A 16,582-nucleotide genomic window follows, 5' to 3' on the forward strand; every position below is an offset into this window, starting at 1 on the left:
AAATTAAGTTTTATTCTCCGAATATATTTTCAAGGTTTCCAAATACGTCTTCCAAATCCTCTGTCGTCAATCCCTTTCCAGTCATATCGCTTGGAGTAGCCTCTGTCTCTTCTTTCCCTATACAATGCTTTAAAATCTCTTGAATAGCTTGCTTATATTCATTTGCCAGTATTTGTACTTCTGCTTCCTTGTATTTCAGCGAATCATAGCTTATCCAGAAATTCAATTGACCGCCTATGACGCTACCGTTTATTTCAATAGAATGTTGTATTTCATTCTCAAGGCATATGTCACTTCCTTTATCTAGTGTCGAAAGCTGAAAATTCTCCCTATTTGTATCACTATCAAATTGTCCTAAATAATTAAAGCTAATTTCCGGCTTAGTGTCTAAAACTACATCGGTGTCCTTCCTTAGATATCTAATGACCCCGTATCCTATTCCTTTGTTAGGCACACTTCTCAATATTTCCTTAATTTTCTTTAGATGATTTCCAATGTCCTCATCTTCATTGCGTAAAATAATAGGATACATTGTAGTAAACCACCCAACGGTTCTCGTTATATTAATATCCCCCAAAATTTCTTCTCTACCGTGTCCTTCTAGAGTTATTGCTATACATCTCTTATTTTTCCATTTAGTCACAGCCCTAGATAATGCGGTCAACAGTAAATCGTTTATTTCTGTATTGTATGTATTATTTGCGTCTTTAAGAAGCTTATCTGTATCCCACTTATTCAACTCCAACTTTATAGTCTTGCTATCTTTCATTTTACCTGACTTTTTTATATTTCCCTCATACAAAACTTCAATAGGCATACTCCTAACATGCTGCCAGTATCCCATCTCTTTTATTATTTCTTTGCCTTGTGAATAATTTAAAAGCTTTTTAGCCCATTCCTTATAAGATCCAGTCTTTTGAGGTAACTCAATCTCCTTTTCCATACTTGCTTGACTATATCCTGTCTGTATATCTTCCAGCAGTATTCTCCAAGATACTCCATCCACAAGTAAATGATGTATTGCTAAAAGTAGATAATCTGCTTCTCCTGTTTTAAATAATCCAACCCTTACCAGAGGACCTTTTTCTAGATTCATACTACTTTGAATTTGAAGCGCTTTCTGTTTAATCATTTCAGCGTAATTGCACTCTTTTGTCAAATCAAATACTTCTAAAATATATGAATTCTCATCAAATTTCTGTATATATTGCTTTATAACACCTTCTTCCTGAAGGAAAATACTTCTCAGTATATCATGGTGAATCAACACCTTGTCTAAAGCCTTTCTCAACACCTTCTGCCGAAAACCCTCTTTGCTATACAGCATTACGGAGTAGTTGAAATAATTTCGATTTACTATCTCCTTGCTGAAAAACCATGTCTGGACAGGAGTAAGCTCAGCATCACCCGTAACCATTCCCTGTTCAGATATCACTTCCTCAGTTCTAACAAATTGACTTACTTCTCCGATTGTTGGGTTGTCAAACAAATCCTTTACCTGCAATCTTAACTTAAACTTCTGGAGTCTTGCTACCACTTGTATAGCTTTTATTGAATCTCCTCCCATATCAAAGAAACTATCATTTATCCCAACCTGATTCGTCCCAAGTACTTCCGCCCATATTTCTGCTAACCGTTCTTCCACATTATCTCTTGGCGCAATATAGGATTCACAAGTGTTTAGTTTAACTTCTGGCTCAGGCAAGGATTTTTTGTCTACCTTGCCGTTTGGTGTCAGCGGCATTTTCTTAAGATGCGTAAAATATGACGGTATCATATATTGGGGTAATTCTTTTAAAATAAATGACCTTAGTTCTTTGACTTGGATTGCTTTTTGAGAAACATAGTATCCGCACAGATATTTACTTCCATCCTTGTAATTTTTTGACAAAACAAACGCTTGGCTTATTTCTCCATGCTCCATCAGCCTCTTTTCTATTTCCCCAATTTCTATCCTATATCCTCTTATTTTTACCTGTTCATCATTTCTTCCTATGTATTCTATATTGCCGTTTTTAAGACGTTTTGCCATATCTCCTGTTTTGTACATTTTCTTGCCAGGAATAAATGGATTTGATATAAACTGTTCATTAGTAAATTCCGTTGTACCCAAATACCCTCTTGCTAAGCCATCTCCTGATATATATATTTCTCCCACTGTATTAGTAGGTACAAGATGTAAATGCTTGTCAAGCAAGTATATCTGCACATTATCTGCAGGTACACCTATTGGTACCACCAAACCATTGTCGTTATTATGATTATATCTGTATATCATACAGCCAACTGAAGTTTCGGTAGGTCCATATTCATTATATATTTCAACTTTTCCTCCGAAGCTTTCATACACTGCTTTTGCTGTCTCCGTATCCAGTTGGTCTCCACCCACTATAAGTAGCTTTACCCCAAGCTGACTGTTATCTCTATCCTTTATCACTTTGAGATGTGCAGGTGTAAGTTTTACCACTCCAACCTTATTTTCTTTAAATACCTTCTCTATCAAAAGTTCTCTATTATCTTTGCCATATATGACTATACTGTTTCCTGTAATTAATGGCACATACAAGGAGGTTACAGTAAGGTCAAAAGAAATCGAAGTGTATAATGGGAAATCAAGTTTTTTACCTTTCACATAGTTTTTGGCTGCCCACCATACATAATTTATGACTGACTTATGCTCTAACATTGCGCACTTTGGCTTACCAGTACTTCCTGATGTATAAATTACATAAGCAAGATCCGAAGAAGTATTGATTCCTTCGAGATTTTTATCATCTCCTCCAAACAAATCTTTATCATTTGTATTTATTACAGTACCCTTATAATCCACATCTTTATATACATTATCACCTACCAAAAGCAACGTTAATTTGCTATCTTTCAACATGTATTCGATCCTACTCTTAGGATATGCCAAATCTATAGGCAAATAAGCTCCTCCCGCTTTTAGGACTGCCAGAATAGTTACTATAAGACTTATTCCTCTATCCATAAGAATACCTACTATATGTTCTCTTCCAATACCTTTACTTCTAAGATAATTTGCAAGTTGGTTGCTTTTCCGATTCAGCTCACGATATGTCATTTTAACATCATTATGTATAAGTGCTATATTATCTGGAGTTTTCTTCACTTGTTCCTCAAATAGCTTTTGCAGTGTTTTATCTTTTGGATATTCTGCTTCTGTATTATTAAATTCATCTATTATTTGTCTTTTTTCTTTTTCACTTATAATATCAATCTGTTGTACTTCTATTTGAGGATTACTCATTACCTGTTCTATTACCATTATAAAATGACTTTCCATTTTACCTAAAAAAAACTTATCATACATTTTAGCGTTATAATTAAGTTTTACAGTCATTTCTTTTCCAGGTATTATTGCAATATTAAAGTTATAGTTTGTTTGCTCAAATACCTTAATATTACTAACATTGAATCCCATTTGTAAATATGCGCATATATTTTCAACACTTTCCTCCATAGGATAATTTTCAAATATCATTATATTGTTAAAAAGATTATTTTTTAACTCAGTAGTTGCTTGAATCTCCGTTAAAGACAAATACTCATACATTTTTGACTCAAGCGAACTTTTTTGTATTTTAATTACCATATCGTCAAAGGATTCACCATTCTCCCATTTAACTCTTATCGGAACAGTATTTATAAATAAACCCACCATACTTTCTATACCACTTATCTCGCTAGGTCTGCCTGCTACAACATTCCCAAATACAACATCATCTGTGTCGTTATAACGTTGAAGCAATACTGCCCAAGCAGCCTGTAAAACGGTACTTACAGTCACCTGCAGCTTTCTTGCATAATATTCAATCTTTTTAGTCAATTCTTCATCAAAACTAAATGACATTTCTGCTCTTTCATATAATGCGCCTTCTCTTATAGCTTTAAAAGTTGGAATTCCTGTAGGTGCTTTATAGCTTTCAAGATATTTTTTCCAATAAGTAATTCCTTCTTCTTTGTTCTGATTTAAAAGCCAATTTATATAGTTACTATAAGAATATACTGGTGGCAATATAATATTTTTATCATATTTTAAATTATGATATATAGTAAAAAAATCCTTTATTATAATTCCTAAACACCAGCCATCCATCATTATATGATGTGAACTCCATACAACCCCATATTTTTCTTGTTCAATTTTAATCACAGATATTCTAATTAACATATCCTCTGAAAGATTAAATCCTTTTTCCATATCTTTCTTTTTAAATCTTTCAAACCATATTTCTTTTTGTTGTTCCTCCATATCTGATATGTCAGTATAATATATCTTTGCACTTCTTTCTTTAAGAACCACCTGCACAGGCTCTTTAATTTTTTCATATAGAATTATCGTCCTTAAGGCATCATATCTTTTTATTAATTGATTAAAGCTTTTTTCAAACAAGCTTAAATCTAAATCTCCATTTATAGTAAAGGTAGTTTGCTCAAAATAAGCTTTTGATTTTTCATCCATCATATTATGGAAAAGCATTCCCTGCTGCATAGGAGATAGCGGATACATATCTTTTACATCACTACGCTTAAACACTAAAATCCCCCCTCTAAAACATCAAATATATCTTCCATTTCTTCTAAACTCATATTTTTCCCAGTAAAATCACTTGGGGTCATTTCAGGTTCATGTTTATTAATACAGTGAAAAATCAGTTCACAAAGCATTTCTTTATATAAATCTGTAAATCTTTCTATTTCTTTATATTTATATTGCTGTTTACTATAGCTTATTTCCATTTTAAGTTTACCATTAAGTACAATTCCATTTATATCGATGCTGCAGCTCCTTTGTCCTTTTAAACTCCTGTTGCTTTCTACCTCAATATCTGACAAGCTAAATATTTCATTTCTTATATCATCATCAAATTGACCCATATAATTAAAACTGATTTGAGGCTTTAACTTAGAATCAGTCTCGTACCCATACTTTTGTGACATGTATTTTAAGACTCCATAATCTACACCTTTTTGTGGTACTTTTCTCAAAGCTTCCTTGACCAGCTTTATTTCTGTCCCTACATCTGCTGCTTGAGAAATATCAAGAATAAATGGATATGTAGTTGTAAACCAGCCTACGGTTCTTGAAATATCAATATTTGCTATACCTTCTTCTCTGCCGTGCCCTTCCATTTCCAAAAGAACTTTGGTATCACCTGACCAGCTTTTTATTGTTTTTGCTAAAGAGCATAAAAATATATCATTTATTTCTGTATTGTATGCTTTACCAACCTGCTTCAAAAGATTTTGTGTTTCATCATAAGACAGTCCAAAGCTTTGTTTTTCAAGATTGCTAACCAAATTTGTACCAGTTTCACTCATATTGCCCAAAGAATTTGTTTCAAAACTTTCTACCTCATTCCAATAATTAAAAGCATTTGATATTTTTTCACTTTCCCCATACTCCTCAAGCTTTTCTCCCCATTCCTTAAATGATGCAGTTTTAGCGTGAAGGACAATTTCTTTCCCCTCTTTGTCCAGCTTATAACCTTCTTTAAAATCCTCCAATATAATTCGCCATGAAATACCGTCCACTACCAAATGATGAATTACTATTAATAAATGATCCCCTTCATCTGTTTTAAATAGACCTAGCTTCATCAAAGGACCTTTGTTTAGATTGACTGCGCCTTGCAGTATTTTTTCTTTCTCCTGTATCAGCTTTTTGTATTCAGGTTTACCGGAGAAATCAAATATGTCTAAGGTAAACAATTCTCCATCTATACCCCTTATCGTCTGTTTCCAGATTCCATTCTCATTAATATATGTGCCTCTAAGCATATCATGATGTTCTGCGATTTTTGCAAATGATCTTCTGACATATATTTCTTCAAAACCATCTTTACTATATAGCATTACAGATTGATTCCAATGATACATTTCATCAAAATTTTGTTCAAAAAACCACCTCTGGATAGGAGTCAACACAGCTTCTCCAGTAATTAAAGACTCGGTCTCCTTCTTATCTAAAACAACTACATATTTACTTAATTCTCCTATTGTTGGATTCTTGAACAGTTCTTTTATCTGTAGCTTTAAATCATGCTTGTTAAGCCTAGACGTTATTTGTATTGCTTTTATGGAGTCTCCTCCAAGTTCAAAGAAATTATCATCTATTCCTACCTTTGCAATCCCCAAAACCTGCTGCCAAACTTCCACAAGCTTTTCTTCCACCTCATTTCGCGGTGCAATATATAAAGCTTCCGATATAAAACCGCCATCAGGTTCTGGCAAAGCTTTTTTATCTAGCTTTCCGTTATTTGTTACTGGCAACTTTTCCATCTGCACAAAAAAAGCAGGTACCATATATTCTGGTAAATCCTTTTTCACGTACTCCCGAAGTTCTGTCGAAGAAAAAGTTCTTTCAGCAATAAGATATGCACAAAGATATTTTCCGTTTCCCATACCTTCTCTTGCCATTACTACAGCTTCTTTTATTTCTGGATGAGAAAGAAGCTTTCCTTCTATTTCTCCCAGCTCAATCCTGAATCCTCTAATTTTAACCTGTTGATCAATTCTTCCCATATACTCGATATTACCATCAGACAGCCAGCGTGTAAGATCTCCCGTCTTATACATTTTGGGATAACCCAATTTCTTATAAGGAGTTTCTACAAACACTCTTCGAGTCTTTTCTTCATCTCGCAGATAACCTCCTCCTACACAAATGCCCGATATGCATAACTCTCCTGGTATTCCTTCAGGTACTATTTGTCCGTATTTATCTGTTATCAATACCTTTACATTCTTTATAGGTTTCCCAATAGGTATGTCATTCTCTTTTCCTTCAATATCATAATAAACACAACCTATACTGGTTTCTGTAGGACCATACAAATTAACATTTCTTATATGGGGTAACATATTATAAAATCTGTTTACATAAGAGGTTATTATTTGCTCCCCACCATAATATACAGATTTTAGTCCCAGCCATTTTTCTAATAGTTCAGGTGTTTCTTCCAGTTCATTTACAATTGAATTAAATATGGAAGGCACAAAATCTGTTATGGTTACTTTTTCATCAAATAGTAATCCCGAAATATACTCCGCCGTCATTTCCATATCTGGTGACGGTATAACTGTTTTTCCTCCGTTTATTAAAGGCCAAAACATTTGCCACACAGAAGCATCAAATACATGATAGGAAGTCTGTAATGCTGCCATTGCTATTTCTGCCCCTAAGAAATCTGTCATCCATAATAATCTGTTCATTATTCCCTTGTGGTAGTTTATTGCTCCCTTAGGTTTTCCTGTTGAGCCAGAAGTAAATATTACATAGATGGGATCTTCTGGGCTTACTTCTATTTTTGTATTAGGCATTGGGATTTTTAAATTTTCCACGTCTACCATGAAAGTTTCTATTTCTAATTCATAAGTGTAAGGAGTATGTTTGTTAATTAGGACAACTTTACCTTGTAAATCTTGCAAAGCTGTTTTTATCCTATCTAGAGGCCACTTTACATCAATAGGTGAATATGCAGCTCCAGTTTTCATTATCCCTAGGCAAGATACTACTACTTCCATACTTCTGTCCATTACAACACCTATGTAATCGCCTTTGCCTATTCCCTTGGAAATCAGCTCATGCGCAACCTGATTGGCTTTTTCATTCAACTGCCTATATGTAAGATATTTGCCTTCAAAAGCTACTGCAATATTGTCAGGTATTTGTTTTGCATTCTCTTCAATAACCTGACTTATCACTTTATTCCTGTTTTCATATTCTATATTTGTATCATTGTATTGGTATACAATTTTTCGTATTTCTGCTTCCGTCATTATCTGAAGTTTTTCTATATTCAAGTTTTTTTTATTCAAAATTTTTATAGTAATATGTCTAAAATGTCCTGCCATCCTTTCTATAAAATCCTTACTATATATATCGTTTCTATAAGAAAAATTTATTTTTAAATTCTCAAAATCCTCTATACTTAATGTCAGCTTATAATTTGTAAAATCATACATCGAATAACTATCAATTTTTATCACACCCTGAGTCTCTTTTAATTTCTTGTCAAAAGGATAATTTTCTATTACGACTATTGAATCAATTAATTCATCTCTACTATCTATTTCACTATAAGTTTTTACTTCCACTATTGGTGTATTTTCATAGTCTGCTCTCATTCTTAAAGCTGCTTCCAAATTTTTCAAGAGCTCTATAGCTGTTGTTTCCTCACTTCTTTTTACTCGTAAAGGTACTGTATTTATAAACAATCCCACTATATTTTCAATTTCTTTTACCTTTGCATTTCTTCCAGAAACTGTAGTACCAAATATCACATCATCTGTATTGCAGTATTTTTGCAATAGTACTCCCCAAATTCCAAATAAAAGTGTAGACTTAGATAACTTATTTTCCATACAAAACTCTTCCATGCTATTATTTAAGTCTTTTGGCATATCAAAGCTAAAACGATTTATCTCTGCTTCATTTTCTCTTATTTTACTGACTGCAGGTATTATTGATGTATTTTCAAAATCTTCAAGATAGTTATTCCAATACTCTTTACTGCTTTCTTGATCCCGACTTTGATGCCATCTTATATATTCTTTAAAACTAGTTTTTTGTGATTTGCTTATTGGCTGATTGCCATAAAGATTATTATATGCCTCAATAAATTCTTTAAGGAGTATTCCGTTGCTCCATCCGTCATACATGATATGATGGTTGCTTATTATCATTTCGCAACAGGTTTCTGAAAGCTTTATTAAAGTGATTCTGAACGGTTCTTCTGAGATGTTAATTCCTTCTTGTAGGTCTTTATCTAAAATTTCATTTACACTTTTCCATTGTGATTCAATAGGCTGAAGTGTTAAACCATGTTTCCTTATTTTAACAGGGGCCTCCTTAAGAATAATTTGCACAGCATTCTCAAGCTTGTCCCATTTATATACTGCCCTAAGTATTTCATTCTGTGATATAACATGATTCCAAGCTTTTTCAATTAGTTGTTCATCTATATTGCCCGAAATATGAAGTCTAAGCTGTACAAAATACTGCCGACTCCCTGGTTCTGATATATAGTGAAAAAGCATGCCCTCCTGCAAAGGTGTTAATCCGATAATATCTTGAATATTCTCCTTATTTAACCTTTTGTTTTCACCCATTTCTTCATTCCTCCTTAAGAATATAAAGAAAACCATTGTTAATATAAAATCTATTTAATTATTTATTTTCTTATATACTATTTTACGAGCTTTTTTCTTGTTATTATATAGCGTTATTGTGACTCTTTTAGACAAATTATCCCCTTATTTTTACAACACAAAAACAGGGTGCTCACAGCACCCTGTTTTTATTATTTCTAACTCAACTTTTTAATCATAATTTTAATATTTAACTAATGCACTTAATTCATCTAACTTAGCTCTGTCCATTGGTTCAACGTCTTTTAATCTATATTTGATACCTAGTTTTTCATATTTCTCCACCCCAAGGTTATGATACCCCAGTAGTTCAACCTTATCTACATGCTTTATTTTTTTTATAAACTCATTTAGCGCGTCTATATTAGCTTCTGTATCGTTTATTCCCGGTACAATCACTTGACGTACCCAAACATGTTTTTCATGTTTATTAATCAAATCTATAAGTTCTAAAAGAGTATCCTGCTTTTTGCTTGTAATCTCCCAGAATTTCTCTGGATTGGAATGCTTCACATCAAGTAAAATCATTTCACACTCTTCAATAACTTTTTCTGTAAACTCATCAATGAATGTACCACTTGTATCAATAATTGAATTTATACCTACTTTTTTAAGTGCCCCAATCGTCTGAATAAGGAACTCTCCCTGTAAAAGAGGCTCTCCTCCTGAAAATGTCACTCCGCCTTTATCTCCATAGTAGCTCATGCCTCTTTTGGCTCTGTCTACAATCTGCTTGGTTTCAACCTCGTTTCCTCCATGCATATCCCATGTGTCAGGATTATGACAGTATGAGCACCTTGCAGGACATCCTTGTAGAAAGACTACCGTTCTTATGCCTGGTCCATCTACTGCTCCAAATGTTTCAAATGAATGAAGCCTTCCTTTAACCATAGTTAATCACCTCTATAATAATTTTTGCATATTTCTACCTAGTATATCACATACGTATTGTATCCACTAAGTATAAACACTAATACACAATTTTTTTATTTTAATCTTAAGATAACACAAGACACTTATTTAAATAAGTGTCTTATGCTATACATTAAATTAAGTTAATTTTTTAAGGAGTTTTTAAATTGCCTTGTGGAAAGTTCTTGCAATGACTTCCTTCTGGTGAGCCTTAGACAAAGCATTGAACTTAACTGCATATCCAGATACTCTGATTGTTAAGTTTGGATACTTATCAGGATTTTCATATGCATCCATCAATAACTCTCTGTTTAATACATTTACATTTAAATGGTGAGCACCTCGGTTAAAGTATCCTCCCATTAATCCTACTAATGTATCTTTCTGCGCTTCCTTATCCTTACCAAGAGTATCAGGAGTAATACTGAATGTGTAAGATACACCATCCTGGCAGTCTTCCCATTTAACTTTTGATACGGAGTTCAATGAAGCTACAGCTCCTAAAGAATCTCTGCAGTGCATTGGATTAGCTCCTGGAGCAAATGGCTCACCTGCTCTTCTTCCATCAGGAGTATTACCTGTCTTCTTACCATATACTACGTTAGAAGTAATCGTTAAAATAGATAATGTGTGTACTGCATTTCTATAAGTTGGATGACTTCTTAATGCATCAATAGTACCCTTAGTAAGTTCTACTGCAATGCTGTCAACTCTATCATCATCATTACCAAACTTAGGGAATTCTCCTTCAGTTCTGTAATCAACGATTACGCCTTCTTCGTTTCTGATTGGGTATACCTTAGCATATTTAATAGCACTGAATGAGTCAGCTGCTACAGATAGACCTGCAACACCAAATGCCATTAATCTCTTAACCTCTGTATTTAAGAACGCCATCTGGCTTCTTTCATAGTCATACTTATCGTGCATAAAGTGAATAATGTTCATAATATTTACATATAATTCGCATAACCAGTCCTTGTAAATATTGAACCTTCTCATTGCTTCTTCATAATCAATAGGACCGTCACCCTTAATTGGCTCCATCTGTGGACCACACTTCACACCAGTTCTTTCATCAATACCACCATTCAATGCTAGACAAAGAATTTTAGCAAGATTATACCGAGCACCAAAGAACTGCATCTGCTGACCCATCTGAATAGCTGATACGCAGCAGGCAATTGAATAATCTTCACCATATGAAGGTCTCATAACATCATCATTTTCATACTGAATAGAATCTGTGTCAATTGAAATCTGTGCACAGTATCTCTTAAACGCTGTAGGTAACTGATCTGACCAAAGAACTGTTAGATTAGGTTCTGGTGAAGGTCCTAGATTATATAAAGTGTTCAAATATCTATAAGAACTCTTTGTAACTCTTGTTCGACCATCAGCTCCCATTCCTCCAAGACCTTCTGTAATCCACATTGGATCTCCTCCAAATAAGTCATTGTATTCAGGAGTTCTTAGATGTCTAGCTACTCTTAGCTTTAAAATGAAGTCATCAACAAATTCTTGAATCTGTTCTTCAGTAAATGTTCTATTAGCTAAATCTCTTTCTGCAAATATATCAATGAAAGTAGAAGTTCTTCCTATTGACATAGCTGCACCATTTTCTTCTTTAATTGCTCCAAGGTATGCAAAATATAACCACTGGATAGCTTCTTTTGTATTTGTAGCAGGCTGTGATATATCATATCCATATTCGGCAGCCATTTTCTTTAATTCTGTAAAATAGTCAATTTGCTTCTGAACTTCTTCAAGCAATCTAATTGTGTCTTCAGTTATTGGCCTTTTATGAAGTTCTAACTTATCTTTTTTCTTTTCTTCAATTAAATGATCAATACCATAAAGAGCAGCTCTTCTATAGTCTCCAATAATTCTTCCTCTGCCATATGCGTCAGGAAGACCTGTTATAAATCCAAGTTTTCTAACTAAAAGCATTTCATCTGAATATGCATTAAATACACCATCATTGTGTGTAGTTATATATTTAAATTCTTCTTCAATACTTGGATCAAGTTTAACACCGTAAGCTTCAGCTGACTGTCTAGCCATTCTCATTCCGCCAAAAGGACAAACGCCTCTCTTTAAAGTTTCATCAGTCTGAAGTCCAACGATAATATCCTTATCCTTGTCTATATATCCAGGAGGGAATGAAGTAACTCTCATAATGCGGCTAGCATCAACTGCCAAAACACCATTATTAGCCCTTTCCTTCCGCAACAAATCCTGCACCTTCTCAGAAACGGCAGTTGTTCTCGCAGTAGGTCCCGCTAAAAAAGTTTCATCACCTTCATACGGAGTGTAGTTGATGCTGATAAAATTATCTACATCAATTACATCATTCCATGCACCATTCTTAAATCCATCCCATTCTTTAATCATTTAAATTTTCCTCCTTGCTTTTCAACTAGGCCTTAGGGCCTCCAGAGCATTGAATTTTTGCAGACCCAATTCTGCAAAATATAGCATTGATTCGCCAACAATGACTTACAATTGGCGTTATGTAAAAATACGGTTATTGTATATTGTATACATAGATTCTCGAAAAAAAAGGATTCTTCGAAATCCTTGCGCCCTGTGTGCCTACCGTATTTTGTATCTTGTATACATAATATACCCAAAACGTTTTTTCGTCAAACCTTTTTTTACACTTTTTTTAACAATTTATTTAAAATAAATTCTTAGTTTTTTATATTTTTTTTCTGCAATAGTTTCTATTATTCAATTTTAAATATTTGACATTTCTTGAACAATAATACTCTTATTTTCAACTATATTTTCATGTCATGGATTCAATCTGCTGCTTCTTCATTGTATAAATTTAACCCATAATCTCCATATATCTGAACTCCTGCTCTTTCAAACTCAGAAATCCAGCCTAAATTGCCTATGGAAATTCCGGTCTCACGGCAATAAGAAACAATTAATTTAAAGTTTGTTTTAATATATGTGGCATATGCACCTTTTGTCACATTTGGCAAATATGGAATCCAATTAAATTTGTATTTTTTCAATTCACTAACAATCATTTTGCTTAAATTTAATGTCCCCGTTTTCTACCCTTAACATAAGAATATAATGGCACATATATTCTTATAATTTCAGCCTTTGCTTTCTGTTTATCTAGCGCCTTACATACACGCCCCATTACATTTTCATTTAAATTTTCCATATTATGAAAATATAATTCTAACTGGATTCCTTGTACTATGCTATCTTCTTGATTTTTTTCTTGCATTAAATATTTTGCCCCCAAGATAGACCGCATCGGCACCGTTTTCCACAGCAGCCTTCAGTTGCTGCATTCCTCCAACAGGAGCTAGTAATTTAGGAATATTTATCATAATTTATTATTTTCTCCTTGTTTGTAGTTGTGTTAAACTATATAATAATGGTTATAATTTCTATAATACTATCTAATATTGAAAGGTGCAAGTATGTCAAAATTTAAAGATTATCTCCCAGATAAGAATTGGTGGAAATACAGTTTCTTTATAGCCTTTACGGCGGCTATATTGTATGCTCTGTTTTTTATAATAAAGAATCTAAATGTTATTGCAGGTTCTGCTCTGCAAGGTCTTTCAAGTATATGTTCTGCCTTAACCCCCCTTTTTATAGGATTAGTTTTAACTTATCTGCTTAGTCCGTTAGTGGATATTGTCAATAAGAAAATTATGAGTAAAATAATTTTTACTCATACAAGAATTCCTGCTAAACTAGAAAAGCTGGAAAAAACAAAAAGGCTTATAAGTGTTCTTATCACTTATATCATCATTATTGCTATCATCGTGATGATAATATATGCTTTTTCAGTTTTAATATTAGGACAGTTTGTTTTTTCAGGCATAGGCACTATGGTTGATGCTGTTATTGATTATGTTTCGACTTATGAAGAAGGAATAAGAACCTGGATATCCGGTTTACCCAATATGGGCATTGCTGAACAGGTTCAGCAATATGCAAACCGTGGCCTGATTTGGCTTTCAACACATTTTAGTGCTGGTGCAGCTATTACCTGGATTACGCAAATTGGTGGCAGCATAGTAAACCTTGCAATTGGTACCATCATAAGTATATATATACTCATGGATAAAGATTTCTTTGTTCGTCTTTGGAGAAAATTTTTACACTTAGTTTTACCACAAAAGGCTAATGCAGTTTTAACTGAAACACTAAATGATATTAACGGTATTCTTTCCGCTTTTATAAGAGGGGCCTTGCTGGATTCCTTGATTATTGCAATACTTTCTTCAATTGGGCTTTCAATTTTAGGTCTTGATTTTGCAGTATTCATAGGGTGTTTTGCCGGCATCGCCAATATAATACCGTATTTTGGACCGGTCCTTGGAATGATTCCTGCATTTATCGTAGGAACATTTACTGATGGGCTTACACAAGGTATAATTGCCGTTGCAATTTTATTAGTTGTACAACAGATTGACTGTAATTTAATTTACCCTAAAATTGTTGGTTCTACTACCGGATTACATCCACTATTTGTATTACTAGCAGTTTCAGTAGCTGGATACTACGGTGGTATTATTGGAATGATTTTGGCGGTTCCCATTGCAGGAATAATTCAGACGTTCATATTAAAGTGGGTTAATTCCAAAGAAATTAAATTAAACGCCAAAATTGAAAGCCAGGTTTCTTCTACTAGTTCGGAGCTGCCTAAATAATTACAGATACAAGTTATACTGAATATATAAGAGTCCTCATAGCAGAAATACCCCCATATAGGAATTGTTCTATTTCAATGTCCTATATGGGGGTATCATATTCTATGGAGATCTTTCTTATATAGTAACTTCTGTTATTGATTTTGATGGGTCCCAGTGTACCTCTCTTATATAGATTTCAAGTTCAGCAGTTTTATGCTCACAAAAAAGTCTAAGCATTTCTTTGTGTTCATTATTCGTTTCAAATAAAACCGCTTTTACATCCTCCATTTGAGATAAGTCGTAATTCTTAGTTAAAAACTTGTTTTTTAGTTTTAATAGAGAATCCATTAAGGTACTATTTCCACATTCCATAAGATAAAGCTGATGAAAAATCTCCTGTTGTTTGTAATACATTTCATAATTGCAAGAGGTAATCGCCAAATCCATGCTATCAATATAAAACTCCATATCCTTTAAAGTCTTTTCGGTTAATTTGGGGCATGCCAAAACAGCAGCATAGCCATCGAGAATCCCAACAACTTGATAAATCTCAGCGGCCTCCTTAGAATCTAAGGTTCTTAATACAAAACCCTTTCTTGGTACATTTTCTAAAACATTCTCACTCGAGAGCTGTATTAAAGCCTCTCTAACTGGAGTACGACTGATATTTAGTTCTTGGCAAATTTTATTTTCATTTATTTTTTCATTGGGTAATAAATTACCCTTTAATATCTGATCTGCAATATAGTCGTATACATGATCCTTTAAAGATTGAAATTTATACATATAGACCTTCCCTCAGTAATTAATCTTATTTACCTATTTATAATAAATTTATCATATCATCACAATATGCCAAAATCAAGAAATAAAAAATACAATGTATTATTGACAATATATTATATACAATATATTATATATAACAAAAGATTCTAAAAACTTAATGAGTGATGGAGGTAAATAAAATGTTTAAAAACTGTATCGTAAGAAGACCATGTAAAGCAATGGTGGAAGGTATCACATCTGCTCCAGAATTAGGTCAGCCCGACTATAACTTAGCTTTAAAGCAACATGATACATATATCGAAGCATTAAAGCAGTGCGGTGTAACAGTCACAGTTCTTGATGCTCTTGAACAATATCCAGATTCATGTTTTGTTGAAGATCCGGCAGTTATTACAAGTAGATGTGCTATTATTACTAATCCAGGTGCGAGATCAAGAAATGGTGAGAAAGCTGAAATTTTACCAGCAATAAAAAAATTCTTTACTGATGATCAGATTGAATACATTAAAGCTCCCGGAACTTTGGAGGGTGGCGATGTAATGATGGTTGGAAATCATTTCTATGTTGGACGTTCTGCAAGAACAAATGAAGAAGGAATCAGACAGTTTATTGCTATATTAGAGAAATATGACCTTACGGGTTCTGAAGTTCCTCTGGAAGAGGTCCTTCATTTAAAAACAGGAGCTAACTACATTGAAAATAACAACATGCTTGTTTCGGGTGAATTTATTGACAAACCTGATTTTGCAAAATATAACAAGATTATTATTCCTGAAAATGAAGCATATGCTGCTAACTGCATTTGGATGAACGGGAAAGTGATTGTGCCTGATGGTTACCCTGCCGTTGAAAAAGCTGTAAAAGATGCCGGTTATGAGATTATTCTTGTAGATACTTCAGAATACAGAAAACTTGATGGTGGACTTAGCTGCTTATCCTTAAGATTCTAATAACTTTTGAAATAAACAAAAGGCAGTTCATCACTTGAACTGCCTTCATCTTTGTTGTTTATTTATGTTAGTAAATACAATTAA

Annotated in this window: 10 protein-coding genes; 2 read left to right on the forward strand and 8 right to left on the reverse strand. The window is 33.5% G+C overall.

All coding sequences use genetic code 11. The features are described 5' to 3' along the window. Nucleotides 1-10 precede the first annotated feature (10 nt). The 7 genes from RTW14_RS16130 to RTW14_RS16160 all read right to left on the reverse strand — a co-directional run bounded on the left by RTW14_RS16130 (nt 11) and on the right by RTW14_RS16160 (nt 13,445). Nucleotides 11-4,561, reverse strand: coding sequence for a non-ribosomal peptide synthetase (locus tag RTW14_RS16130; RefSeq protein WP_312653312.1), 4,551 nt, complete (start codon nt 4,559-4,561; stop codon nt 11-13). Then, nucleotides 4,561-9,138, reverse strand: a complete 4,578-nt coding sequence (locus RTW14_RS16135; RefSeq protein ID WP_312653314.1) for a non-ribosomal peptide synthetase — start codon at nt 9,136-9,138, stop codon at nt 4,561-4,563. The genes RTW14_RS16130 and RTW14_RS16135 overlap by 1 nt, the downstream gene beginning before the upstream one ends. A 222-nt stretch (nt 9,139-9,360) precedes the next feature. Beyond that, nucleotides 9,361-10,068, reverse strand: a complete 708-nt coding sequence (pflA, locus tag RTW14_RS16140) for a pyruvate formate-lyase-activating protein (RefSeq protein WP_312653316.1) — start codon at nt 10,066-10,068, stop codon at nt 9,361-9,363. A gap of 183 nt (nt 10,069-10,251) precedes the next feature. Further along, entirely contained in the window at nt 10,252-12,480 is a 2,229-nt protein-coding gene (gene pflB / locus RTW14_RS16145; RefSeq protein WP_334308183.1) for a formate C-acetyltransferase, read from the reverse strand. Nucleotides 12,481-12,893: 413 nt separating this feature from the next. After that, the gene (locus RTW14_RS16150) at nt 12,894-13,115 is read right to left on the reverse strand and encodes a hypothetical protein (protein WP_312653320.1); all 222 of its coding nucleotides are present in this window, start codon (nt 13,113-13,115) and stop codon (nt 12,894-12,896) included. A gap of 26 nt (nt 13,116-13,141) precedes the next feature. After that, nucleotides 13,142-13,339, reverse strand: coding sequence for a hypothetical protein (locus RTW14_RS16155; protein WP_312653322.1), 198 nt, complete (start codon nt 13,337-13,339; stop codon nt 13,142-13,144). Beyond that, nucleotides 13,314-13,445, reverse strand: coding sequence for a hypothetical protein (locus tag RTW14_RS16160; RefSeq protein WP_312653324.1), 132 nt, complete (start codon nt 13,443-13,445; stop codon nt 13,314-13,316). Before RTW14_RS16160 ends, RTW14_RS16155 begins: the two co-directional genes overlap by 26 nt. A gap of 93 nt (nt 13,446-13,538) precedes the next feature. Between RTW14_RS16160 and RTW14_RS16165 the strand changes: the two genes are divergently transcribed. Next, entirely contained in the window at nt 13,539-14,780 is a 1,242-nt protein-coding gene (locus RTW14_RS16165; RefSeq protein WP_312653326.1) for an AI-2E family transporter, read from the forward strand. 117 nt (nt 14,781-14,897) lie between these two features. Here RTW14_RS16165 and RTW14_RS16170 read toward each other — a convergent pair whose 3' ends face one another. Beyond that, complete coding sequence (locus RTW14_RS16170; protein ID WP_312653328.1) at nt 14,898-15,548, reverse strand: GntR family transcriptional regulator; 651 nt, start codon at nt 15,546-15,548, stop codon at nt 14,898-14,900. A gap of 179 nt (nt 15,549-15,727) precedes the next feature. On the opposite strand from RTW14_RS16170, the gene RTW14_RS16175 reads away from it, so the two are divergent. Next, nucleotides 15,728-16,498, forward strand: coding sequence for a dimethylarginine dimethylaminohydrolase family protein (locus RTW14_RS16175; RefSeq protein WP_312653330.1), 771 nt, complete (start codon nt 15,728-15,730; stop codon nt 16,496-16,498). Nucleotides 16,499-16,582 lie beyond the last annotated feature (84 nt).

Origin of the sequence: Aminipila sp., from assembly GCF_032051575.1 — a bacterium.
GTDB lineage: Bacteria > Bacillota > Clostridia > Peptostreptococcales > Anaerovoracaceae > Aminipila.

Coding starts and splice junctions, on each gene's coding strand:
- RTW14_RS16165 (WP_312653326.1), top strand. CDS start 13,539: ATGTCAAAATTTAAAGATTATCTCCCAGATAAGAATTGGTGGAAATAC.
- pflA (WP_312653316.1), bottom strand. CDS start 10,068: ATGGTTAAAGGAAGGCTTCATTCATTTGAAACATTTGGAGCAGTAGAT.
- RTW14_RS16155 (WP_312653322.1), bottom strand. CDS start 13,339: ATGCAAGAAAAAAATCAAGAAGATAGCATAGTACAAGGAATCCAGTTA.
- RTW14_RS16160 (WP_312653324.1), bottom strand. CDS start 13,445: ATGATAAATATTCCTAAATTACTAGCTCCTGTTGGAGGAATGCAGCAA.
- RTW14_RS16175 (WP_312653330.1), top strand. CDS start 15,728: ATGTTTAAAAACTGTATCGTAAGAAGACCATGTAAAGCAATGGTGGAA.
- RTW14_RS16135 (WP_312653314.1), bottom strand. CDS start 9,138: ATGGGTGAAAACAAAAGGTTAAATAAGGAGAATATTCAAGATATTATC.
- RTW14_RS16170 (WP_312653328.1), bottom strand. CDS start 15,548: ATGTATAAATTTCAATCTTTAAAGGATCATGTATACGACTATATTGCA.